This window comes from Legionella taurinensis, assembly GCF_900452865.1.
Taxonomy (GTDB): domain Bacteria; phylum Pseudomonadota; class Gammaproteobacteria; order Legionellales; family Legionellaceae; genus Legionella_C; species Legionella_C taurinensis.
Map to the genome: position 1 here is coordinate 1,903,458 of NZ_UGOZ01000001.1, position 22,218 is coordinate 1,925,675.

The following is a 22,218-nucleotide window of genomic DNA, read 5'->3' on the forward strand; positions in this document are numbered from 1 at the left end:
GCTCTTCTCAACGTGCATCAATTTCATTCAATGGCATCCCTATCCAATTGGCTTTATTCACTTTCTTTTTTTGGAGTAACCTTGTGCGAGGGCACGGCATTCTGAATGCCGTTCACCACCACCCTGTCGTCAATATCGAGACCTTTGTTAATCGCTCTCATGCCTTGATCAAGCGTTCCTGTGCTCACCCGTTTTAATACCACGGTATCGGTTTTATCCACCGTCAAGACATAAGCGCCGATCTGGTCGTATTGAATGGCGGTATCGGGAATAGCGAGCCGTGGTGAGGGTTTGCTGATAGGAATGCGGACCTGAACAAAAAGCCCGGGCAAAAGGGGGTAATCCTTGTTGTCGAGCAGCGCACGGAACTCCATGCTTCCAGTGGATGCGTTCAACCCGGTGTTAACGAAATCCAGCTTGCCCTGATGGGGGAAATCACTTTCATTCTGCATGCCGACGTACACCGGAATTTTATGCAGTTCATTGGGTTTAAACCCCCGCGCCCGTGCCGCTTCCCGCAATTTAATTAAATCCAGTTCATTTAAATTGAAATAAACATAGATGGGATTAATCTGTTCAATAGTGGCCAATTCGGTTGCCTGCCCATGACCCACGAGATTGCCGACATCCACCAGATGCCGCCCAATGCGCCCATCGAAAGGGGCCTGAACATGGGTATAGCTGTAATTAATCTGTGCAATTTTAACGTTGGCTTCTGCCTTGGCCACTTCAGCCTTGGATTCGTCGCGCTTGGCAGACCATTTTTCCACGTTTTTTAACGACGTCGCATTCTCTTTGTACATCTGTTGCTGGCGCGCGTATTCTGCCTGATCATAGGCATAAGCGGCTTTTTGAGCAGCCAGGGTATCTTCTGCTTCATGCAGTTTTTGCAGATAAGGTTCAGGCTCGATGATAAACAGCTCCTGGCCTTTTTTAACAAAGGAACCATCAACGAATTGAATCGCGTCCAGGTAGCCTTCCACCCGGGCGACTAAATTGACAGAATTGTAAGCAATGGTATTTCCTGTCTGCGTGATGTAATCAGTCATTTCCATGCGGGTGGGATGGCTTACGATCACGGCCGGTGCAGGCGGCGCGGGCGGTGTACTTTGAGAATAGTGATGAATAAACCAGTAAAGCAATAAAAGGACTATCCCACCCGCTGCAATTTTTAAAATCAATGATTTATTCTCGGCTGTCATCATAACCCATCACCAGTTTGGTAGGTAAAGCTGTTTAATTTGCTGCTCGGTCGTGGTTGGGCGCTCATGGTTTGGTTGTTTGAGCAAACTGCCCCAATTGGTTCGTGCAGCCATTTCCTGTTTTATCGCTTCTGGAACGATATCATTGCCCCTTCGGATTTGCCAACCGCCGCCTAAGGCGCGATAAAGCGCGACCAGCGATTTGGCAATCTCGCCTTCCGCATTGATCAATGATTTCTGTATACGCAATTGTTGCTGCTCCGCATTCAGTACAGCGGTGTAATTTGCTTCTCCCTCGCGATAACGGATGAGAGCAAGACGCGTGGTTTTCGTGGCCGACGTATTCGCAGAACCCAGCAAGGCCGTGGTTTTTCGTGCCTCAATGTACTGGGTGATATTGTCCTGCACTTCCTGCTGCGCCTTAAGCACCAAATTCAGGTAATTCAACAAACTTTGCTGAAACACGGCATCCTGCTCGCGCACCGCATTGGTAATCTGTCCATAATTTAATAACGGCCAGACCACCGAAGGACCGGCAATCACCGAACGATTGGCTGGATCAAACAGGTTGCTGATAGAGGCTTGACCAATGCTGTTCGCCGAATAAGAAAAGGAACCGCTTAAGGTCAGCGCCGGATAAAGGTTGGCCTTAACCGCACCAATGGATTCGGATTGGGCTACCGCCTCCATCCTTGCCTGGTAAATGTCAGGGCGGCGCGCCAACGCTTCTTTGGGAATGCCAATTGCCACCGACGCGTTGGCACGCGGGATGCCGCTGCCTTTTTTAAGCAAGTCATCGACTTGCGTAGGAACCAAACCTAATAGAACTGCCAGCGCATCTTTTTGCCGTTGCAGCTGGGAGACCAGATCCGGCAGGGATGACTGGGTTTCAGCCAATTCAGTTTCTGCCTGTTGGACATCCAGTAAACTGGTTTGCCCCCCGCGATAGCGTGACGTGGCAATATCAAGGCTTACCTTCTGCAGGTGGATATTGAATTGAGTCGTCTTAATCTGCTGCTGCAGGGTACGGATCGAAATGTAAGCATTGGCAATGTCGGCGGTTAACGAAACCAGGGCATTGTCATAAGCTGCCAGTGACGCCAGGAAGGCGGCATCATTGGCGCGAATGGCGCGGCGGTATTTGCCCCAAAAATCAATTTCCCAACTGGCAGAAAGGCCGACAGAGGCCGTATCGAACTTGTCAGGCAAAATCCCCTGCAACTCCCCTCCCCCGGTACGCACATGGGTATAGCTGCCATTCAACACCTGTTGTTGCGGGTAAAGTTCCCCAACTGATTGCGCCAGTTTGGCACGGGCCTGAAGCACACGCACGCCGGCTATCTGTAATGAAAGATTATTGTGGTAACCGCAGTGAATTAAGTGCGTCAGGGTTGGATCGTGAAACACCTTCCACCAATCTGCATTATTGATTGGCGCCACTTTCACAGCTGGGTTTTTCTGCAGCCAGTAAGGGGCTACATTTTTTGCAGGCTCCTTGTAATCCGGCCCCACCATGCAGGCACTTAGAAACAAGCAGACAGCGAGTAAAAGAATCTTTAACATGGTGCCAGTATTTCCCTATACCTGATATGGATGCTGCAGCAGGATGACGATAGCGAAGCTTTCATATTAGCGATGAAAGGCGAATCGAACAAGAGTAATCTGTAAAGCAGGAAAATAATGACCAGAGGTTGACCACTGCGCTTTTGACACGCCTGAGCGACTAAGGTTTTAACAGGTTTCGCGTGTCCCTTTCAATCACCTTATAGACCTCCATCGTCGATTGATACCTTTCACGGTAACTTTCGAAAAGTTTGAATTTAGGTTGCAGGGCTTTCTCAGCAATGCCATGAATCGACTGCATGAGTTGCGTGGGATTCCCCCCGTTTTCAGCCTCACTACACTTTTTATAAATTTCGTAGAGGTGGCCAGGAATAGGTTTCATCTTCCCATTCACTTCGATTTTGGTGCGGCTGCCCCATTTCCCCACCTGCCAATCCGATGTTTCGATGAATTGTTTAATGTCCTTAAGCGCCGCTCTCGCCAGGTTATCAGAAGCGATGGTTTTATCTTCTTGAATCGACTGGCTTTTAAACGTCTCAATCCGGCTGGCATATCCCCGGTTTGATTCGGCGACCCTCATGGAGAAATCCACTATATCTTCACCTTTTTTATAAGGCACTTGATAAATGCTCATGAAATTAATTAACGATTCTTTTGAGCGGGCGATAGCAGAGGACATCCCCTGATTGTTGTCAATTCGGGCAAACTCAGCCAGTTGCGCGTCGATAAACCGTTGATGCCATTCCCTGGCGGTAAAAACCGGGGGTGTTCTTAAGCCTTCATCGAGCCGATACAATACAGCGTGCATTTGCACGGGGACTTGCCGTAATGCCAATGGCGCGGGGGTATCCTTCGAAGCCACCAGGTGAAAATCGCCTGTCAACTCCCGTTTTCCCAGATCATTGTCGGTATTGTACATATTGGGCAGGTAAGAGGTTTCATCGGTTACCTCCTTGTCGTCGGAGAAAATTTTTTTACTGGGGCCATCATGACCATGCACTAAGGCCAATTGGTAGCCATTCTGCTGCATTGGAAGCTCGATACCGTAGAGCGACTGTTGCTCTCCCGGCTTTTCTGCCATCTGTTTATCCACATCGCCACGGTTCCACATCAAGCGCAATAAAGGCAAATCATGGGGAATGGCAATACTGCCAAGCCCCATAGTCCATTCCTCTAAAAAGCCTCGATGATGGTCGTGAACTGAATGTTCAGACAGGTCCTGGTGGACTCTTTCATTAATCTGATCAATGGTTCGGCACAGGCGGTCGATGGAACTGTCGTCATAGGGTATACCATACAAATCAGCTAAACTTCGGATTGTCTCTATTCCGACCGGCGCATGCGTATACAGGGTTAATCGAGGCGGCTGCACGGTATTATCAATGCTGTAGCTTATTGCTTTTAATGCCGGTAAATAATGGTCCTTGACGATGCTTGTGATTTCCTCAGAATCAACAAGCCCCCTCTCAAGCAATGTCCCTAAATTATGCATCGACCTGGCGTTCTCATCACCCAGCAAATCCTCTGGCTTTTTCAATGAGCCACGATGGTGGTTATCTAAAAACTCAGCGCTGTGGTTAGAGAGCAGAATTTCGGTTCTGACGCCGGCATCGCCCAGGCGTTTTAAGATTTTTAACGTGAAATAGTCATTTTGACCTCTATCGGCCAACTCATCGCCAATGAGACGAAGCATTGCAAGCCGGTTCAATGAGGCGCCATCGAGAATACGGTTAAATTCCTCCAAATCCGCTTTCGTCAATTGATCGGCTGGCGTTTTGTAGATCGCTACAAACCGTTCGTACAATTGCTTGGGGGTACGGCCATCGATGGGGTTAAGTTTTAATGCGTTTTGCTTTACTAAAATCCAAAAAAGCTTTAACGAATTACCATGTAAATCCCCAATGGTCAGTGAGATGTCTTCTTTAATCCTTTCCTTTTCGTCTGCCTCACTGCTGAAAGGATATTCTTCGAGGTTAACGTCTTTCTCTTTAACGACAGTGTGTGTCATAGCCTACCTCTATCAACAATTGATGTAATTATAGCCTTTAAAAGCCATTAGTAGCCAGAATGTTCAACCAACAGCTATTATTAAAGTAAGGACGTGCAGTAGCAGGACTTATTGTGAGCGAACTATCGAAACGCCTTGATGAATTGAGAGCCGGCAATAAATCCATCTGGCTTGTGGAGAATGACGGCACAACCCATCATTTGAATGCCGCAGGCAATTCTGTCAGCATTATTGATGGTAAAGGCAGCGAATACATTGAAGTAACCGACGAGAGAAGCACGGTTCTTTATAATTTGAGCGGTGTCAAATTGATTAGAATCAGTTAGTTACCGTACTTCCCGCCAAAAACTCAGGGTGCCATCAGAAGGTATTCTTATGGCCCTTGTGAGCAGCATTGTACCAGACAAGAGGCAGCGATTCCGTGGGCTGCTGTTTGAGTAAGTCCATGCGCAGACGAATGACCTCGTCCGCATAACGGACAGCCGATTGTTCGAATTTCTGGTCGGCACTGGCCGCTTTGACCTGGGTCAATGCATTATCGAGGTTAACAAACAAGGCCTCTGCACTGGCTCTGTCATTGTCATTAATGCTGATATTGTCTGGATCAGTCAAGCGTAAAAAACCAATCAGATGAATCAGCAATTGATCCACACCGTCATTCTTGCCGCCTTCGAGATCCTGCAGCTTCACAAGCCTCTTTAGAGTAAAATCCTTGTCATTAAAAGCCGCCTCAAAATGGTCGGCATTCAGCACACTGTCCCAATTTTTCCACATAAAAAACCCCTTATCCCCGCCATGTTTTCCTTTAGCCATTGTTGTTCCTGTTCATTACTTTCATTAAGTATAAGCCTATGATAACCGGAATAATGAAAAAATTAAAAATATATTGTTCATATAATAGTCAGTTGCGTTATACTATACGAAAGATTTGAGGAGTAATTCATCATGCCACCGCTGGACACCTTGAATAATGCCAACTCCAAAGAGGAAATTGAGTTACCGGCCCAAACCACGAAAGACATTAATCTCCCAATGCATGGGTTCCATAAAATCAGGCATCTTGGTGGGGGCGCATTTGGTGAAGTCGCGCTCTATCATTACAGCGGCTCAAATCCAGCTTATCGGAACATGTGCAACAGCCAGGGGCAGATTGCCATCAAACTTCTCCTGGAACCCGATGAGCACGAAGAAGCCACAGCCAAGGTGATTGCCAAACACAGTGAATCAGGACAACTTGATTTAAGTGCTATTAATAAAACCTTTCCCCTGGAAATCGACGGCCAGGTGGTGGGTATACTGACGGAGTACGAATCGTACCTCGACATAAAAGACGGCCATGTGACCTCATTCTCATCCAACCTGTATTCCCTGATTGCCGACACCTTTCATCCCCTTGAAGCGCACCAATTTCCCGGTGCCGGAGTTGTTCTGGCGTTAAAAAGCAATCCGGCTGTCTTTTTAGCCCAGATTGCCTGTGGTCTGGTTAAGGGCCAAGAGACTCTCCATCAAATGTCCATACTGCATCAGGACAGTGCCGCAAGAAATTTTTTAATCCGCACTGAGCGCGACAGCGATGGCAATGTCCTTGGCATTGTGCCCAAAATCAGCGACTATGGATTGACCTCGATCCTGGCTGAGGGTGAACAGAATGGTGTCTATCCCAACCTCAACAAGGTTCCTCTTCGTATTATCGACAGCGGGGTTATAAACACCGGAGGAAAGACCAGCCAGCTTACGGATTATTACGCCAGAAAAGCAGCCATGATGAGCATTTTAGCCCAGATGCTTACCGCCTTGCCTGGAGAACTTGCCGCGCTGTCACTGAAGCCGGGTACAACCCAGCCTATGAAGGAATTTTTAGCTGACCGCATGGGAAAATTTTCAGATAACAACACTGCATTGAAGCAATTGTTAAACAATGTCCTGGCCTACCTGGAACAAAACCCGGATAAACACCTTAAACAGGAAGTAGAACTTTTCATCCAATGTTACGAACCCTGGCTGACTTTTTTTCCTGAAGGCGCTGACTTAAAAAAAGCGCGAGAGCAGGAAATGGCGGTTTTTAACGAATGCAACAGCCGATTCGTCGAAATGTATTACGAACACCTGATTTTAAATAAAAAAAACCACCCTGCAGAGAACTTCCTCCTCGGCTTACAACGCCTCAATCGCATTGAAGTCAACAACCCCATCCGATCCATGATTCAGGGGAATATTCGTCAACTTGAGCGGGATATGGCCAAAAAAGAGCCGCCGCCAACGCCTGAGCACCGGAGCATGACCCATGGGGAAAGGACAATGGCACAGCCGGTTGGCATGGATCATTACGGCAGAATCCAGACCGTGCAAACAGCACCGCCCACCGTCGACCAGGATGACGGGGAAACACACTACAACAACCTGTTGTCGAAAGAAGCCATTACCAGCCAGCTTAATCAGGGTAATTTACCCTCACAAAACCCAGTGGAAAATCAGGACCCGTCGTCTCACTATGCAAAGACCTCCATTCCTGTCAATGCGCCGGCAACTGAAGACAATGACGGAGAAACGCATTACATGCGCATGATCGCTAAGGAACGCTTAACCGGGACGACTGCCCAGCAAAATCGTCGTCCAAGTCAAAACCCGCAACCGTCAACTCCGGCTCAGGATAGCCATTACACCAGCTTAAGTCGGGCTCAAGCTCAATCGGCGCGGGAAACCCAACCGGTTTCACCCCACTACACCCCCCTTTCAAATCCCGGTAACACCCAGGCCAGAGGGGATTACTCGCGGGTCATTGGTACCCATACCGCCCCTGTCAATGTGCTGCCGCAAGGCCATGCGAAGGAAACTGACACCACCCGTAAATTAAAAACGGCCACTCCGGAAACACGGGAAACCCATGCCTCTCATAGAAAGGCAGCCATTAAGGCAATATGGTCTGATTTTGTACACGAAGTCGAACACCACCTGGAAAAGCTGTCGCCCAAAGACAATGTCGAGGACATGAGGAAAAAATTTAAAACATTATTGAAAGAGGCACAAACGAACATTAAAACCCTTCTCCACATCAAGGAACCAAGTCCCATGGATTTGCCAAAGGATGAGGATGAGCACGAGGACGACAATGAGTCCCTGCATCTATAATACCCCGCACAGCGGCCGTGGAGAACACGCCACGGCCTGATGGATCGCAGCGGCTTGTCCACTTATTCAAGCACATTCCCAGCAATTACCCCCTTTTTTTTTACCATTTTTGCTATTTTGGATAACTTTTGCTCCATTTGTTCTATAATTAAATTCCCTGGGTTTGGAGGCTAACCATGCAATCCATGGAATTACTTATTCTTAAGGAGATCAACAGCAATGGAATGGGCATTTGCTTAAGACCGAAAGTACACCCCGTAATCACCGTGTCTTTAACAAAGGAAATCCGGCAACTTCAAGACTCAATCGCCGAAAAATATTATCAATCCCCCTGGGAAGGCTATTTTTATCTGGTCTGGTACCTGGATAACAGCATGAAAACCCCCTGGGTAGGATTTGATTTTAAATTCATTGCTGATGCGTTTAAAAATCACCACGAGTCCGAAGCCGAAACCTACATTGATCGTATCTTTGATATTATTTTCCTAAATTACATCGGAATGGGCCTGCCGCTTATTAATTGTTCTATTCTCAACAAAGACGTCACCAGTCTTTCCAGGGAATTTTTCCTTTTAAACGCCATCTCCTTTGTGCATTGCAAACAGAAAACACAAACGCCGTTCATACCGGTTTCCATTGGTCAGGAATTTAAGCACCTGACCTTTAAAGAAACCATTTACCAGAACAATCACTGTTTTTATTTTGACTCCCTGCGCTTTGGCACCATGCGGCGGATTATTCAGTCAATTGACAGGAAACCTCTGACTGATGACGACATTAAAACCATCAAACAGGAGTTTGAGGAGGTGAAAAAAAAGACCATCACCAGGATTTATGACATCGCACGCCATCGTCGCGCCCTGTTTTCCTGGCTGGCTAACCGTCAGGCTGCAGCAGGCACGTCGATCCTTTCGCAGGCATTCTCTTTGGATTAAAGGGGAGCAAAACAGTGCCTATCATCAACAAACACAGGTTGTCAGGGGTTGAACATGTCTGAATTACGACAGCTGGCCTTAATTGCCGGCGAAGGGGATTTACCGGTTGAAATTGTTAATGCCTGTCAAAAAAAGCACATCGACGTGCTCATTATCAGGGCCTCGGGAGAAAAACAATTTAAATTACCTGCGGCACACCATGCCGTCAGCCTGGCCAATCTGGGAGAAACCATTCAACAAGTCAAGGAAGCCGGTTTTTTAAACCTTGTTTTCGCCGGAAAAATCGACCATACCTTGCTGTTTGATAATTACGGCGGCATGCGTCTTCAGAATTATTTAACCGCGCCGGGTGAAAGCACCAGTTTGGGCGACAACAGTTATTTCGCCGGTCTTGTCCATTTCCTCGAAGCGCAGGGTTTTCACGTGGTCGGTGTTCAGGAAATCCTTGCCGAAGCCATGACACCGATGGGACTTTTAACTACCGCGCAACCAACGCTTAAATCCCTCGAGGATGCAAAGCTTGGCGTGAGTATCGCTAAACGAATAGGCGAAATGGACATCGGTCAAGCCCTCGTCATTGAAAACCGCTATGTCCTTGGCGTGGAGGCCGTGGAGGGAACGGATAATCTCATCAAACGTTGCCGGGAATTTAAGTCACCGCATAAAGAAGGGGTGTTGGTTAAAATTAAAAAAGGCATGCAGGATAACCGCATTGATTTGCCCGTAATCGGCGAGACCACGGTACGGCATGTGGCGGAAGCCAATTTGGCCGGAATTGCATTGGAGGCGGGTTGGTCCATACTGATTAATAAAGAAGAAACCTTAAAACTGGCCAATCAGGCAGGTATTTTTATAATGGGCTTATAATTGACTGGATGGGCAGGCGATGCCGAAAACAGCATACAGGACGTTTTATCTGGCTTATGCCATGCTTTTTCTTATCAGCTTAAGCGCCAGCATTATTCCTCCCCTGGTGGGTCCGCTTTTTCTCAAACAACCTGGCCTTTTACCCGGCGAAAGCCTTTCCCTGCGTTTAAACGCCTACAGTTTTGCCGTCGGCATTTACGGTATTGGCGCTATTCTTGGCGGTATGCTGTGGGGAATCGTGTCTGATCAATCCGGTGAAAAGAAAACCTTGTGGTATTGCCTTTCCGGCTCGCTGTTGGCCTGCCTGTTATCGATAATCAGCTTAATCCACGTCAATTACTGGCTTTTTTTTACAAGCCGCGCCCTGGATGGGCTGATGTCGGGCAGGCGTGCGGTGATTCTTTCCCTGCTGATGCACACGGAGTATCCCAGACACCACCTGTTTCGTGTGGCTGAAATAATCAATGCGCTCGGTCTTTGCCTTGGCCCCTTACTCTGCGGCATTCTGGTGAATTTTAAAGCGCAAGTACCCCTTTATTACTACACTTTGCCTTTTTTTCTGATTTTGCTTTTAACACTCATCAATCTGTCATTCCTGCCGGCACTCCCTGTCAAAACCATTCAACGCCGAATTGAAGGAACCAAAACGCAATGGACGGATTATCTGAACGTCCTTTACATTGAATTCTTTTTAATGCAGGTCGTGTGGGCCCTTTATTATATTGCCGTACTGCCCTTTGCCATCCTTACCTTTTCCTTTTCAAGCTATGCCATTGGGGTTTTGTTTTCGGTCATGGTGTTGTTGTATATCCTTTTTTTAGCCAGTGCCCAAAAACTTCTCTACCAGCACATGAGCCTTAAACGGGCTAAAACCCTGGCTATCCTGGTTTTATTCTCAGGCTTTATAAGCCTTGGCCTGTGTCAGGGTAATCTCATTGTCTTTTTCATTGCCAATTTCTGCATTATTTTTGCTTTTGCGATTTTAAACCCGGCCTATTCCAGCGCGATATCACAAGCCCATACCGCCACGCATCAAGGGGAGGCCATGGGGCTTTTAACCAGCATCAATGGCATGGCGTCAGCGATTACCGCCTTAACAGCCGGTTCCCTGCTCGCTGTTTCACTGTACCTGCCCTTTCTGCTTGGCGCCGCGCTGATTGCAGGCATCTATCTAAGCCAACTCATTCGTCAAAAGACAGGCAATGTCTGATTTTATCACGGACTGCAAGGGCATGCGCCGCATGGTCATACTGGGTGCGTGGCCAGAAAAATCCTTTTAGTCCATCCTGTTTGTTTCGCGGCACAATGTGCACGTGCAGATGGGGGATGCTCTGGCTGATGGTATTATTCATGGCAATAAAGCTCCCTGCCGCCCCCATGGCTTTTTCCACCGCCCGGCCCAGTTGTTGCGTCAATAAAAACAAGGGCGTGACAAGGGCTGGCGGCACCTCATACAGGGTGCGGAAATGGTGCTTTGGCGCAAGCAGGGTGTGTCCCGGGAATAAAGGGCGGTGGTCGAGGAAGGCAATGAAGTCAGAGTCTTCAAAAACAAGGTACGCTTCTTCTTCGTGGGCGGCAATCAAATCAATGAGACAGGCCTCTTTGCGCTCAGGCATCCTTTTCTCCTTTTCATTACAAGAGCTTGCAACAGCCTTTCGTCTCTTCAAAAGACACAGGAAGGCTTGCGGAGGGCTCTGATTTTTCCTCAGTCCGTGCTTTTAAAGCGGAAGCATGAAGGCCTAAGGCACTTAAACTGGCAATGGATTGTTTATCCCGTTCACTCAATACCGCCCGTTCCGGGAGCATGTTTTTGTGGCCAGGCCGGTTTTGCATGTCGGCACGGTATTTAGCGATGTGCTCCTTGACGTATTGGGCATTAAAATGCAAACCGAGGGTCATGACGTGTTGAGAGGCGGCTTCAGCAGAGGGAGTTGCCTCATGAAGGTTGCCCTCTGCCGCGTCGCGTTCATTGAGTAACTCACTCGCCGCTACCCGATTGCAGCCTTCGACAAGGAACAGAAGTTCATCGAGAAGTCCCGCCTGCTCGTAAGCGATGATCATCGCGTCGAATCGGGATTGCCTGACCTCAAGGGGCAGGTTTTCATCGTATAAAAAGGCAGGGCTTTTGAATTTTAAAACCAACTTAACCGCCGCCTCGTTAAACACCAACTCGCTGACTAATTCCCTTTTTTTAAGCCTGTCTTCCTCGTCACAAGCAAAAGCCCAATTATTGGCGTAGCGATACACCGTCTGCAAATCGTTAAAGAGGGTTGCATAATGGGGTAAGGGATTCATGATCGCAAGCACCGCTTCCACGAAGGGATGCAGGGTTCGTGACGGACTTTGAAACGCCTTGGCAGTGGCATCGCCAAACAGTTGATTTGGCGCTAAAGCAGCGTACTTTCCATTCAGCCGCTCCTCCACCGAGTAGCCCCTGACCACATGAACCCGGGTTTTGACGTAAGCCTCAAAAAAGGCAATCAGACGCAGCGCCGCCGCGGCGTTATCGAATGGGATTTCATAAAGGACACTGGAGCAGGTATAGGGCTGTTCCTTCGCCTTGTTTTTTCGATCATACGAGAGCGGGCGTGCCAGGAATTCCCTGTCGGGCAAGGACTTCCTGCTGATTTGATCCCCCGTCAGGCAAGGCAATGCCTTAAAAAAATAAAAACCGCCAAGATGCATCACCGCCATGTAATTCATTAAACGGGGAAAATACGGTTTCAGGAACAAAAGCTCGCTCTGGTGAGATGGCATGAGCGCGTGCTCGTCACGAAACATCGTCTCTAACCTGTCCTTCGGCAGCACCCCGTCAATGCGTTCTCCTGTTTTATCGAGCAGGCTGTAATAAAGCGTGCCATCCAGCATTTTGACCTGGATTTGGTTTTTAGCCAATGCCTGGCCATTCATCGGGCAAAAGCCATACGCTGACGGCGTGGTGACCTCTTCAATCAATTGACCAAGACCGTTGGTTGCGGCGTTTATTCCATCGAGATTGAGCGTATCCGCATTCTCTTCAAAAAAAATACCCTGAGTACGAAGGTAGTCAATCCGTATCTCAATGACCTTATTCTCATTGACTTTAACTGATAAATTAATCATCACTTTCCTTTTTATGCACGCCGAATTAATCCTTAGAATGTCAGGCTAAAAAAATGATATGGAATAACGGGGTTGTCAATGATGAATTAACCTTTGACACACAGAATTTGTTTAAGCGTAAAGAGGACTTCCACGAGATCCTGCTGTGACTTCATGACGTCGTCAATGTTTTTATACGCTCGCGGGCTTTCATCCAGGACAGCCTTGTCCTTGCGGCATTCCACATCCTGCGTGGCGCGCCGATGCTCCGCCAGATTGATTTGCTTTTTAGCCTGGTTTCGGGACATCACCCTGCCCGCGCCATGACTGCAACTGCAATAGCTCTCCTCATTGCCAAGCCCCCTGACGATAAACGATTTGGCTCCCATGCTGCCTGGGATAATGCCCAGTTCGTCCTTTTTGGCCGACACGGCCCCTTTGCGGGTGATGTAGAGGTTTTCGTTAAAATGCCTTTCGTTCGACACGTAGTTATGGTGGCAATTGACCGCATACAAATCCGTGGTAATCGGCCTTTGTAACTGGGTTGTAAACACCTGCGTCAGGATTTGCATCATGATGTCGCGGTTACACCGGGCGTACGTCTGCGCCCAGTTAACCGCAAAAAAATAGTCCTCAAAATGCTGCGTTCCTTCCGACAGATAAGCCAGATCCTCATCGGGCAGGGTGCCGAGCAGCCGTCCCATTTCGGTTTTGGCCAGTTCAATAAAATACGTGCCGATGCAATTACCCACACCGCGTGAACCGCTGTGCAGCATCAACCAGACCTGATGACTGTCATCCAGGCAGATTTCAATGAAATGGTTGCCCCCGCCCAAGGTACCCAGGTGATTGACATCATTGATCTGGCGTCGTCCTGTTTTTCGATTGAACCCTAAGGCAGGATGACGGTTCAGAATCATCTGATACTCTTTTCGGAGTTTAGTCTGCCATGTCTTAAGGGCAATGTCTGGAAGTGTCTTATCGGCCCATTTGCCAAATCCAACGGGGATGGCTTTTTCAATGGCATGACGAAGGCTGGATAAATCATCCGGCAATTGATGAGCAGTCAGGGTGGTACGCACGGCCATCATGCCACAGCCAATGTCCACGCCGACGGCAGAGGGAATAATGGCATTTTTGGTTGGAATAACCGACCCCACTGTCGCCCCTTTACCAAGATGAACATCCGGCATAATGGCGATGTGTTTATGCACAATGTCCAGCGAGGCCAGGTTATTGACCTGCGCCCTGGCCCCGTCATCAAAGGCGACAAAACGAGTCCATGCCTTGATTTTAGGCGAAATATCAACATAATGAGGCACAACGAATCCTTAACACAATGATTATCATTCTTCTTTTTACAGTATAAATCTTTTTCACAGTGCACGCCCGTTGATTCCTAAAAACGATCAACTGTGTTATTTTTCACGCCTTACCCTTAAGGACAAGGACTTATGACAGCATTCACCCTTTCCTCCCAGGAAAAAAAAATCATCCTGCTGGCTTCTCTGGGCGGCGCCCTCGAATTTTATGACTTCATCATTTACGTTATTTTTGCCCCCATCATCAGCCGGACCTTTTTCCCGGAAACCGATCCACTCGCTTCCTTAATGAGCGTGTACGCCATCTTTGCCATCGGGTATGTGGTTCGTCCCTTAGGCGGCATTGCGTTCAGCCATTTTGGCGACAAATACGGGCGCAAGAAAACCTTTATTTTTTCAGTGATGCTGATGGCTGTCCCCACCTTTTTAATTGGTCTGCTGCCGACCTATCAGCAAATGGGCCTTTTAGCCAGTATCCTGCTGATTGCCATGCGCCTGTTGCAGGGGTTATCCATTGGCGGAGAAATTCCCGGTGCATTGACTTTTACCTGTGAGCATGTAAATCCCAGACATCGCGCCTTAGCCTGCGGCATTATTTTTTCCTTTCTCAATTTCGGTATTTTTTTAGGCGCCTGCATCAGTTTATTATTAAATCACCTGCTGAATGAGCAGCAACTCCAGGCTTTTGGTTGGCGTATTCCTTTTCTCCTCGGCGGCCTCCTCGGTGTTTTCAGTTTTTATATTCGTCGGCAAATGACGGAAAGCCCCTTGTTCATTGCCTTTCAGCACCATGAAAAAAAGGCCCGCATCCCGTTGGTGGAGGCGATTACCGGCTATTGGCCCCAGATTCTCCAAGGCATTGCCTTAACAGCCCTGGGAGCGGTTATGATCAATCTGATTTTTCTCTACATGCCCACTTACTTATCCACTATATTGGCTTACTCTAAACAACAGGCCAGCGGACTCACTACCGTTAATTTGCTGTTTTATTCCCTGCTTCTGATTTTTACCTGCTGGCTGGCTGACCGTGTCGGGCGAAAGCCGGTGCTTTTAATTGGCAGCGTCGGGTTCATGCTGTGCGGTTATTCCCTGTTTATTCTTCTTGCTTACCAAACCACGGCAGCACTCCTCACCGCCCTGTTTATACTGGCCTTATTAAGCAGTTGCATTATGGTTTACCCCAGTTTTCTGGTTGAATTATTCCCAACGTCCGTTCGTTACACCGGCATTGCCATCGCCTACAACCTGGCCTTTGCCTGTTTCGGCGGCGTCACCCCACTCATTGCCACCTATTTAATCCAACGATCAGGCAATGTCATTGCCCCAAGTTACTACTTAATCCTGAGCGCGGCCTTATGCACCCTTGCGCTGCTCACTATCCGAAAGCAGGATGCCATTGAATCTGAAACCTGCCCGCACTAGCTTCTGACGGATGCCCGCCTGCGCGGGCACTGATTGGTTCACTGAATTCTTCGTCACACCAGCCGCTCACTGCCTGACTCATGCCTAACTTTTACTTTAAACACCAACAACACCATTTAATAAAGCGCTTGTAAAATCCATGGTCACTGGACCCAACACGGGCAGACCAATGACTTTTACAGCGTATACACAGACTTATCCACAGAATTTGTGGATAAGGGCTGGGCTACTGCCCCTGGCCTATACTTACAAACACCCCTTTCAAAAATCCGCTCATGAACCATTCGACACCCTGGCTGGTTGTTAAAGAAGCGGGGCTTTATTGTGAACCGGGAGAATTCTACATTGATCCGGTAACCGCGGTCCCTGCTGCGGTCGTTACCCATGCGCATGGCGATCATGCCTGCGCCGGGCATGGCGAGGTCTTTGCGCACACCGCCACGCTGCAACTGATGCAGCGTCGTTTTGGCGAGGAAGGAGCCCGTCATTGGCATTCTCTGGCGTATCAACAACCGCTTTCAGTGAACGCGATTGACCTGTACCTCTTACCCGCCGGCCATATCCTTGGCAGCGCTCAGCTGGTCATGCATTATCAGGGAAGCAAGGTCATTGTTTCCGGGGATTATAAACGCCGCCCTGATCCGACCTGTGATCCCTTTTTAGTGGAGCACTGCGATGTCTTTATCACGGAAGCCACGTTTGCCCTGCCGGTGTTTAAACACCCCCCCATTGAAGACGAGCTCCAGAAATTGCTGCGCTCCCTGCGCCTGTTTCCGCACCGCTGCCATCTGGTGGGGGTCTATGTTCTGGGAAAATGTCAACGCGTGATTAGAACCTTAAGGCTGATGGGCTACCTGGAGCCCATTTATATCCATGGCAGCCTGCACAAGACCTGTGAATTCTATCAGCAATGCGGCATCGATCTGGGGGAATTACGCTCAGCGTTTGAGCTCACCAAAGACGAGTCAGCCGGCAAAATAGTGCTTTGCCCTCCCAGTGCCCTCCGCGACCGTTGGAGCCGACGTTTTGCCAATGTCATGATCGGCATGGCGTCAGGGTGGATGCAAATCAGAGCCCGAGCTAAACAGCAGGGCGTGGAATTGCCATTGATCATTTCTGATCATGCCGATTGGCCGGAACTGATTCAAACCCTGTCAGAAGTAAACCCCAATGAGGTATATGTTACCCATGGCCGCGAAGAAGCGCTGATTCATTATGCACAGCAACAGGGTTACAAGGCTCAAGCCCTGCATTTACTGGGCTATGACGAACATGAGGATTAGGCAATGAAAAAATTTGCCGAATTACTGAACACACTTTATTTTACTTACAGCCATCGCGACAAGATGGCTTTGCTTCATCACTATTTCACAACGACCCCTGATCCGGAGCGAGGGTATGCGCTTTCGATCATGGCCAATACGCTTGAATTTCCAACCTTCGGCCGTACTTTAATCAAAGAATTAATTGAGAAGGAAATTGACCCGGTACTCTTTGCCTATTCCTACGATTACGTCGGTGATTTATCGGATACCATTGCCCTGCTCTGGCCTACCCATGACTCAACAGCCATCCTCCCAAGGCTTTCCAACCTGATTACCACCTTTAACCAACTACCCAAACACGCCATTCGCGACTTCCTGGCAGACCTGCTAAATCGTGCAGACACGACAGAGCGCTGGGCCATTTTAAAATTAGGTACCGGCAGTCTGCGCATAGGCGTTTCCGCCCGTTTTCTAAAAAAAACGCTGGCTGATTACGGAGAGGTCGGCGTTGAAGACATTGAAAAAATCTGGCACGGCTTAAAACCGCCCTACGAACCCCTGTTTGCCTGGCTTGAAAAGAAAGCCGAATTGCCCTCTGTCGACGATCAGCTGTTCTTCCATCCGGTGATGCTATCTCACCCATTGAATGAAAACGACATCGCCCAGATTGACTGGCAGCAATTTGTTTTTGAACGTAAATACGATGGCATTCGTGTCCAGGCTGTCGTCACCGGAAACGGCAAAGCCCTGTACAGCCGGACGGGGGATGACATCAGTCATTCCTTTCCTGATTTGCTGGCTTCCTTTAAAACCCGGGTGATTCTTGATGGTGAACTGGTCATTAAAACAGAACAAGGGATCGGCAGTTTTAATGAATTGCAGCAGCGTTTAAACCGCAAGTCGCTGACAAAAAAATGGCTCACCGAATCCCCGGCCGCGATGATTCTCTATGACATTTTATCCATGGATGGCCGCGATTTGCGCGCCCTCCCCTTCATTGAACGGCGTAAGACACTGGAACAATGGTACGTGCATCACCCAGCCGATAACCTGATTCTGTCTGATTTGCTGACGCTTCATCCAGGGAAGACACTGCATCATTTAAAGCAACAGGTCCTTAATGAGGCCCACCCCGCTGTTGAAGGCCTCATGCTCAAGCACAAGCAAAGCCCGTATCTTGCAGGTCGTCCCAAGGGCCATTGGTATAAATGGAAACGCGATCCGCTGACGGTGGACGCCGTCCTGATGTACGCCCAGCGAGGTCAGGGCAAACGGTCCTCTTATTACTCGGACTATACTTTCGGACTGTGGCAGGATGACCGCCTGCTCCCTGTCGGCAAAGCGTATTTTGGGTTTACGGATGACGAATTGCTTCAGCTCGATCAGTGGATACGCAACCACACGTTGCAGCGTTTTGGTCCGGTTCGCGAAGTGGCCAAAGCGCTGGTGCTGGAAGTGGCCTTTGATGCCGTCCAGCGCTCTACCCGCCACAAATCAGGCGTGGCCATGCGTTTTCCTCGCATTAACCGCATCCGTTGGGATAAACCAGCTGCAGAAGCGGATGTACTCGCTACCCTTCTGGATTGGATTCGTCCTTAGACAACCCATATTGATCAATTATTAAACTATAATTGCTATATTCAGTCTTTATTCGCTCTTTCAGATGTCCTACGATAAGACCATCGCTTTGCTTAAAAAAGGTCCCCGATTAAAGAGTGAGGCCACTCGGGATTTGGAAAAAGTCATTCAATTCTTCCTTCATCCAGAACAGAAAGCCCAATGCCGCTTTAATTTCTATGGGGAGCTTGAAGTCGCCTTTAATGACCGGGTGTTTAATCTGAGCCAGATTCTTCTGCATCAGCCTGATTTTGAACATTTATCGTTTACAGAGCAGGTTTCGTCGCATTATGAAACCTTCGTAAAAACGGCCGTACACATTCCTTCCCTGAAGGGCAATCCGCATCTTCCCAAAAAGGAAGACTATCTGGCCGCTGATAAAAATAACCTTTATACCCAATTAACTTATGGCGAAAAATTAGCCATCACTCTGTATACCTCTAATTTTTACGAAGAAATTAATGGGTTTTTGCGAAGTCATGGACGGGATCCCCGCTTAAAAAATCTGCCTCAGGACAGACTGACGCAGGAGGTCAAGGAAATTATTCTGGCGACCTGTTTAGCGGCTCATGGGCTCACCCGCCTGCAGTTACCCGATGACTCCGCCGATAACAGCCTGCAAACGCTTTATCGCGCGGAAAGCAGCCATAAGATCCCGGCCAGTGTGTGGCAACAGCGTCATGAAACCATCAAAACCCATAAGCCCATGCGGCAGGAAGGCTTCATTAGCACCTCGCAAGACATCGCCGCCATGAAAGTAAGCGGCACCGACACGCTGCTTAAAATCACTCAACCTCGCCAAGGCATTGGTAAAAAGGTAGAAGATTTATCTTATAAGACCGATGAGCAGGAAATTTTGCTTCCTGCAGGAACGCAACTGGCCTTTAGCTCCTTTATTGAGGAGCAGGGTAGAAAAGTATTTCACGCGTTTCCAGTCCGAAGTCTCGACGGCATTCATCCCGATTCGTATTCCACCGTGGATAATGAAATCAGGACACATCTGATTGCTTTTCTGGACGAAGTACGGCATTTGTCAGCACAGGCAGTTCCTCGTGTTAAAACCTCGTTCTGGCAAACACTGCCGCATAAAATTAAAAAAAGTGAGACGGCCGAACTCCTTGCCTTAGCCGCTCAGCTGGATAAACTCATCGTCTTTTTTGCAGACAGCCGCCATAAACCCGTTGAAAAAAGAGAAAAACTGCAGGCGCTTCATAAACAAACGGCTAAATTGGCTGAACAATTTAAAGACTTAAACACCTTGCACCCATCGCTTCAACAGATGGCGACCAAGATGAATCACCTGCTCATCCAGCTTGAAATGGCCAATACCTCGCACTTAGTCGAACAAGCCGACTATGTCTACACGCATCATTTAAGTAAAGCCTACAAAGACACCCAATTAGACTCCACCGATGCTGAATTAAAACAGGACAGTCAGGTTATTCATCGCCCCAATCACGGCCTGGCCCATTCATTACGCGTCGCTGCCTCTATCCCGCTGGTAGTGGAGTATTTCCAGCAATTTGCCCAGCCGGAATTAAGAAAGCAGTGCCTTCAGTTATCCGGTGATGAACTGAAAAAAGTAGCCCTTTGCATGCTTTTCAGCGTCTCCGGGCGTGAGTCGGATGTTGCCTTTAAAAGTAATCCGCAGAAATACCGGGAGTACCGCGAACAATGCGCCCTGCAATTTGCCGCCTATGCCCACAAGAAGATGCCGTCGGATGAAATAAAAAAATACATGGAACTGATCCGCAACATGGGCAATCCTACGTATTTGACATCCAAACACATCACGCCCCAAAAAGCGGCGCTTTTCCATGTGATGAATCTCGCCCATAAACTCGATCTGATGCGCTGTTATCCATTAGCGCAATACCAATTGGCGGTGATGAAAGGCCACGATCCCCTGATTATCCCGTCAGAAGGACAACAACACCAGTTTAATCGTTTACTTAGCACCGTCAGTGATCGCATTGAAGCCACAGGGGACAGGCAATTTTGCCGCATGGAACAGGGTCAACTGGTGTCCTGCACAAAGGATTATGATTTTCCTGTTTTTGCCGAGGCCAGCACCAACCCCCTTGAATGCCTTAAACGCATTCTGGAATCCGATATTCCTGAGCTTGCGTCTGTTTCTACACCAGAGCCCTCCCCTGCCGATGACCAGGCTAACCATTGGTCACTGCCGGTTCTGTTTCTCGATACCCTGGAAAATTACACAATGCCCCTACTTGAGTATTTAAACGCGTCTGCCGCAACAGGTTTGCCGGCTATTGATCACGTGAAACAAGACAGCCGCTACCTGATACAAAAACTCACGGCAACGACAGATGGGTTTGTTCTATTGGCTGAATCAGCCTATATGGATGCGCTGCCGGTGTCTATTCCACTGCAGGCGCAGGATTTATATTATTTATTGTCGCAGATGCCGCCAGACCATCTTAATCAATGCTATCTGGCCTCCGACATTCTTGAACGGCTTAATCAATCCACGGGCAGATTAAACATCCCGGAGCTGGATAAAATGGATGACTCTTATCAGCTGTCGTTTATCGAACAGGACAGCGTCAGCGGGGACATCAAACTGACGGCGACCAGTTCGAAGTCATTGCCGCCTGTACAAACGGTCTTATCCTCAGCGGAGTTTGCTCAATGCCTGGAAAAACTGGAGAAATCCGCGGTGCTCAACCTGAAAAGCTAAGCCCCTGCACCACCGCGAGAAGGCCCATGACAGCAAAGCTGAACGCGGTGATTGCCCTCACCCAGGTCAACGAGAGTTGATTCCCCAGTGTCTTCCCGAGGAGCACAGCAGGAATATCCGCAAGCAGCATGCCCAGGGTCGTTCCTGCAATAATCCAAAGAGGCTGACCATAATGCGCGGCCAGGGCGACGGTCGCCACCTGGGTTTTATCGCCCATTTCAGCCAGGAAAAAAGTAAGCAGCGTGGTGGTAAACACCCCAAAACGCCGGAAAGAATCCTGTTCCCTGACGTCCAACCTGTCCGGAAAGAGTACCCACACGGCCATCAAAATAAAAGAACAAGCCACAAGCCCCCGCAATAATCGGGGTCCCAGAATGGACACAAGCCACGCACCCAAAGCCCCGGCGAGGCTATGGTTTATCAATGTCGCCACTAAGATTCCGGCAATAATAGGCAAGGGCCGCTTGAAACGTGCAGCCAGCATCAGCGCTAACAATTGGGTCTTATCGCCAAACTCCGCCAATGCGACAATGCCGGTGGACACAAGCAAGGGTTCAAACATGGAGAATCGAGTCAATGGAAACCAGCGACTATACCATAGTCTCCTACAGTAATGGGAATCGCCAGGCCCTTTTATTACTTGGGTAAGGGAGGGAAATGCTTATTGGCCCATTGCAGCGTGTCGACAAACTGCTTAAAGGCCTCCAGCGTGTTTTCCGCCTTTTCATTCAGATTGGCCAGGGTATTTTCAGCGAGCAGTTCGTCATTCTCTTCGGTTTCTTTTTGTTCTTCATACCGCTGCATGAGATTATGGCCCTGTAACGTCGCATGAAGGCTGCCCTCAATATCGCCGCTTAGAATAAATCCTTCACTATTATTGGTTACATCGGTTTCATCGCTATTGGCTCCAGCGGTTTTCGCGCCGCTGTCATCCACAGCGGCTCTAACCACCTGCTGAATGGAACCGGCGCCGGCGACATTCAGGATGCGCTGGATCAGGGTGTACGCTGAGCCTTCAGGCGGGGTGTCATTGTTATCGGGACGGTATCCTTCTTTTATTTCAGCAGGCATGGGCGGGCTCTCCATAAAACATGGATACCATTATA

General features: G+C 48.7%; 18 protein-coding genes. 9 read left to right on the forward strand and 9 right to left on the reverse strand.

Annotated elements, in window-relative coordinates; genetic code table 11:
* Positions 1-53: 53 nt before the first annotated feature.
* From DYE45_RS08825 to DYE45_RS08835, 3 genes are all read right to left on the reverse strand, one after another.
* Positions 54-1,202, reverse strand: a complete 1,149-nt coding sequence (locus tag DYE45_RS08825; protein ID WP_108292647.1) for an efflux RND transporter periplasmic adaptor subunit — start codon at positions 1,200-1,202, stop codon at positions 54-56.
* 9 nt (positions 1,203-1,211) lie between these two features.
* Positions 1,212-2,765, reverse strand: a complete 1,554-nt coding sequence (locus tag DYE45_RS08830; RefSeq protein ID WP_108292649.1) for an efflux transporter outer membrane subunit — start codon at positions 2,763-2,765, stop codon at positions 1,212-1,214.
* A gap of 160 nt (positions 2,766-2,925) precedes the next feature.
* Entirely contained in the window at positions 2,926-4,773 is a 1,848-nt protein-coding gene (locus DYE45_RS08835; protein ID WP_108292651.1) for a hypothetical protein, read from the reverse strand.
* A 113-nt stretch (positions 4,774-4,886) separates the two neighbouring features.
* On the opposite strand from DYE45_RS08835, the gene DYE45_RS08840 reads away from it, so the two are divergent.
* The gene (locus DYE45_RS08840) at positions 4,887-5,099 is read left to right on the forward strand and encodes a hypothetical protein (protein ID WP_108292653.1); all 213 of its coding nucleotides are present in this window, start codon (positions 4,887-4,889) and stop codon (positions 5,097-5,099) included.
* A gap of 34 nt (positions 5,100-5,133) precedes the next feature.
* Here the strand turns inward: DYE45_RS08840 and DYE45_RS08845 are convergent, their stop codons facing one another.
* Positions 5,134-5,586, reverse strand: a complete 453-nt coding sequence (locus DYE45_RS08845) for a hypothetical protein (protein WP_108292655.1) — start codon at positions 5,584-5,586, stop codon at positions 5,134-5,136.
* 132 nt (positions 5,587-5,718) lie between these two features.
* Here DYE45_RS08845 and DYE45_RS08850 point away from each other — a divergent pair, with 132 nt between their 5' ends.
* From DYE45_RS08850 to DYE45_RS08865, 4 genes are all read left to right on the forward strand, one after another.
* Positions 5,719-7,902: a protein kinase gene (locus tag DYE45_RS08850; protein WP_115300783.1), complete on the forward strand. Its 2,184-nt coding sequence runs from the start codon at positions 5,719-5,721 to the stop codon at positions 7,900-7,902.
* 176 nt (positions 7,903-8,078) lie between these two features.
* A complete protein-coding gene (locus DYE45_RS08855; RefSeq protein WP_115300784.1) occupies positions 8,079-8,837 on the forward strand; it encodes a hypothetical protein in 759 nt (252 codons plus the stop codon).
* A 54-nt stretch (positions 8,838-8,891) separates the two neighbouring features.
* Positions 8,892-9,704 carry an LpxI family protein gene (locus DYE45_RS08860; RefSeq protein WP_108292661.1) on the forward strand — a complete coding sequence of 271 codons (813 nt, stop codon included), beginning with the start codon at positions 8,892-8,894 and terminating at the stop codon, positions 9,702-9,704.
* 19 nt (positions 9,705-9,723) lie between these two features.
* Complete coding sequence (locus DYE45_RS08865) at positions 9,724-10,914, forward strand: MFS transporter (protein ID WP_115300785.1); 1,191 nt, start codon at positions 9,724-9,726, stop codon at positions 10,912-10,914.
* On the opposite strand, the gene DYE45_RS08870 is transcribed toward DYE45_RS08865, so the two are convergent.
* The 3 genes from DYE45_RS08870 to DYE45_RS08880 form a co-directional block, all read right to left on the reverse strand.
* Positions 10,886-11,320, reverse strand: coding sequence for an HIT family protein (locus DYE45_RS08870; RefSeq protein WP_115300786.1), 435 nt, complete (start codon positions 11,318-11,320; stop codon positions 10,886-10,888). The two genes, DYE45_RS08865 and DYE45_RS08870, sit on opposite strands and share 29 nt — an antisense overlap.
* A 16-nt stretch (positions 11,321-11,336) precedes the next feature.
* The gene (locus DYE45_RS08875) at positions 11,337-12,806 is read right to left on the reverse strand and encodes a hypothetical protein (protein WP_115300787.1); all 1,470 of its coding nucleotides are present in this window, start codon (positions 12,804-12,806) and stop codon (positions 11,337-11,339) included.
* Between the two features lie 86 nt (positions 12,807-12,892).
* Positions 12,893-14,107, reverse strand: coding sequence for an RtcB family protein (locus DYE45_RS08880; protein WP_115300788.1), 1,215 nt, complete (start codon positions 14,105-14,107; stop codon positions 12,893-12,895).
* A gap of 132 nt (positions 14,108-14,239) precedes the next feature.
* On the opposite strand from DYE45_RS08880, the gene DYE45_RS08885 reads away from it, so the two are divergent.
* The 4 genes from DYE45_RS08885 to DYE45_RS08900 all read left to right on the forward strand — a co-directional run bounded on the left by DYE45_RS08885 (position 14,240) and on the right by DYE45_RS08900 (position 21,112).
* Complete coding sequence (locus DYE45_RS08885; protein WP_108292671.1) at positions 14,240-15,529, forward strand: MFS transporter; 1,290 nt, start codon at positions 14,240-14,242, stop codon at positions 15,527-15,529.
* 275 nt (positions 15,530-15,804) lie between these two features.
* Positions 15,805-16,812 carry a ligase-associated DNA damage response exonuclease gene (locus tag DYE45_RS08890; RefSeq protein ID WP_108292673.1) on the forward strand — a complete coding sequence of 336 codons (1,008 nt, stop codon included), beginning with the start codon at positions 15,805-15,807 and terminating at the stop codon, positions 16,810-16,812.
* A 3-nt stretch (positions 16,813-16,815) separates the two neighbouring features.
* Positions 16,816-18,393 (forward strand): cisplatin damage response ATP-dependent DNA ligase, encoded by a 1,578-nt coding sequence (locus DYE45_RS08895; RefSeq protein WP_108292675.1) that lies wholly within the window; start codon positions 16,816-16,818, stop codon positions 18,391-18,393.
* Positions 18,394-18,457: 64 nt separating this feature from the next.
* Positions 18,458-21,112 (forward strand): SidE phosphodiesterase domain-containing protein, encoded by a 2,655-nt coding sequence (locus tag DYE45_RS08900; protein WP_115300789.1) that lies wholly within the window; start codon positions 18,458-18,460, stop codon positions 21,110-21,112.
* Here the strand turns inward: DYE45_RS08900 and DYE45_RS08905 are convergent.
* Positions 21,096-21,674: a TMEM165/GDT1 family protein gene (locus DYE45_RS08905; RefSeq protein WP_108292679.1), complete on the reverse strand. Its 579-nt coding sequence runs from the start codon at positions 21,672-21,674 to the stop codon at positions 21,096-21,098. The two genes, DYE45_RS08900 and DYE45_RS08905, sit on opposite strands and share 17 nt — an antisense overlap.
* Before the next feature lie 74 nt (positions 21,675-21,748).
* Positions 21,749-22,183, reverse strand: coding sequence for a hypothetical protein (locus DYE45_RS08910; RefSeq protein WP_108292681.1), 435 nt, complete (start codon positions 22,181-22,183; stop codon positions 21,749-21,751).
* Positions 22,184-22,218 lie beyond the last annotated feature (35 nt).

Bases quoted from the DNA above. Each gene is read 5' to 3' on its own strand.
- DYE45_RS08825 (WP_108292647.1), bottom strand. From the start codon at position 1,202: ATGACAGCCGAGAATAAATCATTGATTTTAAAAATTGCAGCGGGTGGG.
- DYE45_RS08830 (WP_108292649.1), bottom strand. From the start codon at position 2,765: ATGTTAAAGATTCTTTTACTCGCTGTCTGCTTGTTTCTAAGTGCCTGC.
- DYE45_RS08835 (WP_108292651.1), bottom strand. From the start codon at position 4,773: ATGACACACACTGTCGTTAAAGAGAAAGACGTTAACCTCGAAGAATAT.
- DYE45_RS08845 (WP_108292655.1), bottom strand. From the start codon at position 5,586: ATGGCTAAAGGAAAACATGGCGGGGATAAGGGGTTTTTTATGTGGAAA.
- DYE45_RS08850 (WP_115300783.1), top strand. From the start codon at position 5,719: ATGCCACCGCTGGACACCTTGAATAATGCCAACTCCAAAGAGGAAATT.
- DYE45_RS08855 (WP_115300784.1), top strand. From the start codon at position 8,079: ATGCAATCCATGGAATTACTTATTCTTAAGGAGATCAACAGCAATGGA.
- DYE45_RS08860 (WP_108292661.1), top strand. From the start codon at position 8,892: ATGTCTGAATTACGACAGCTGGCCTTAATTGCCGGCGAAGGGGATTTA.
- DYE45_RS08865 (WP_115300785.1), top strand. From the start codon at position 9,724: ATGCCGAAAACAGCATACAGGACGTTTTATCTGGCTTATGCCATGCTT.
- DYE45_RS08870 (WP_115300786.1), bottom strand. From the start codon at position 11,320: ATGCCTGAGCGCAAAGAGGCCTGTCTCATTGATTTGATTGCCGCCCAC.
- DYE45_RS08875 (WP_115300787.1), bottom strand. From the start codon at position 12,806: ATGATTAATTTATCAGTTAAAGTCAATGAGAATAAGGTCATTGAGATA.
- DYE45_RS08885 (WP_108292671.1), top strand. From the start codon at position 14,240: ATGACAGCATTCACCCTTTCCTCCCAGGAAAAAAAAATCATCCTGCTG.
- DYE45_RS08890 (WP_108292673.1), top strand. From the start codon at position 15,805: ATGAACCATTCGACACCCTGGCTGGTTGTTAAAGAAGCGGGGCTTTAT.
- DYE45_RS08895 (WP_108292675.1), top strand. From the start codon at position 16,816: ATGAAAAAATTTGCCGAATTACTGAACACACTTTATTTTACTTACAGC.
- DYE45_RS08900 (WP_115300789.1), top strand. From the start codon at position 18,458: ATGTCCTACGATAAGACCATCGCTTTGCTTAAAAAAGGTCCCCGATTA.
- DYE45_RS08905 (WP_108292679.1), bottom strand. From the start codon at position 21,674: ATGTTTGAACCCTTGCTTGTGTCCACCGGCATTGTCGCATTGGCGGAG.
- DYE45_RS08910 (WP_108292681.1), bottom strand. From the start codon at position 22,183: ATGCCTGCTGAAATAAAAGAAGGATACCGTCCCGATAACAATGACACC.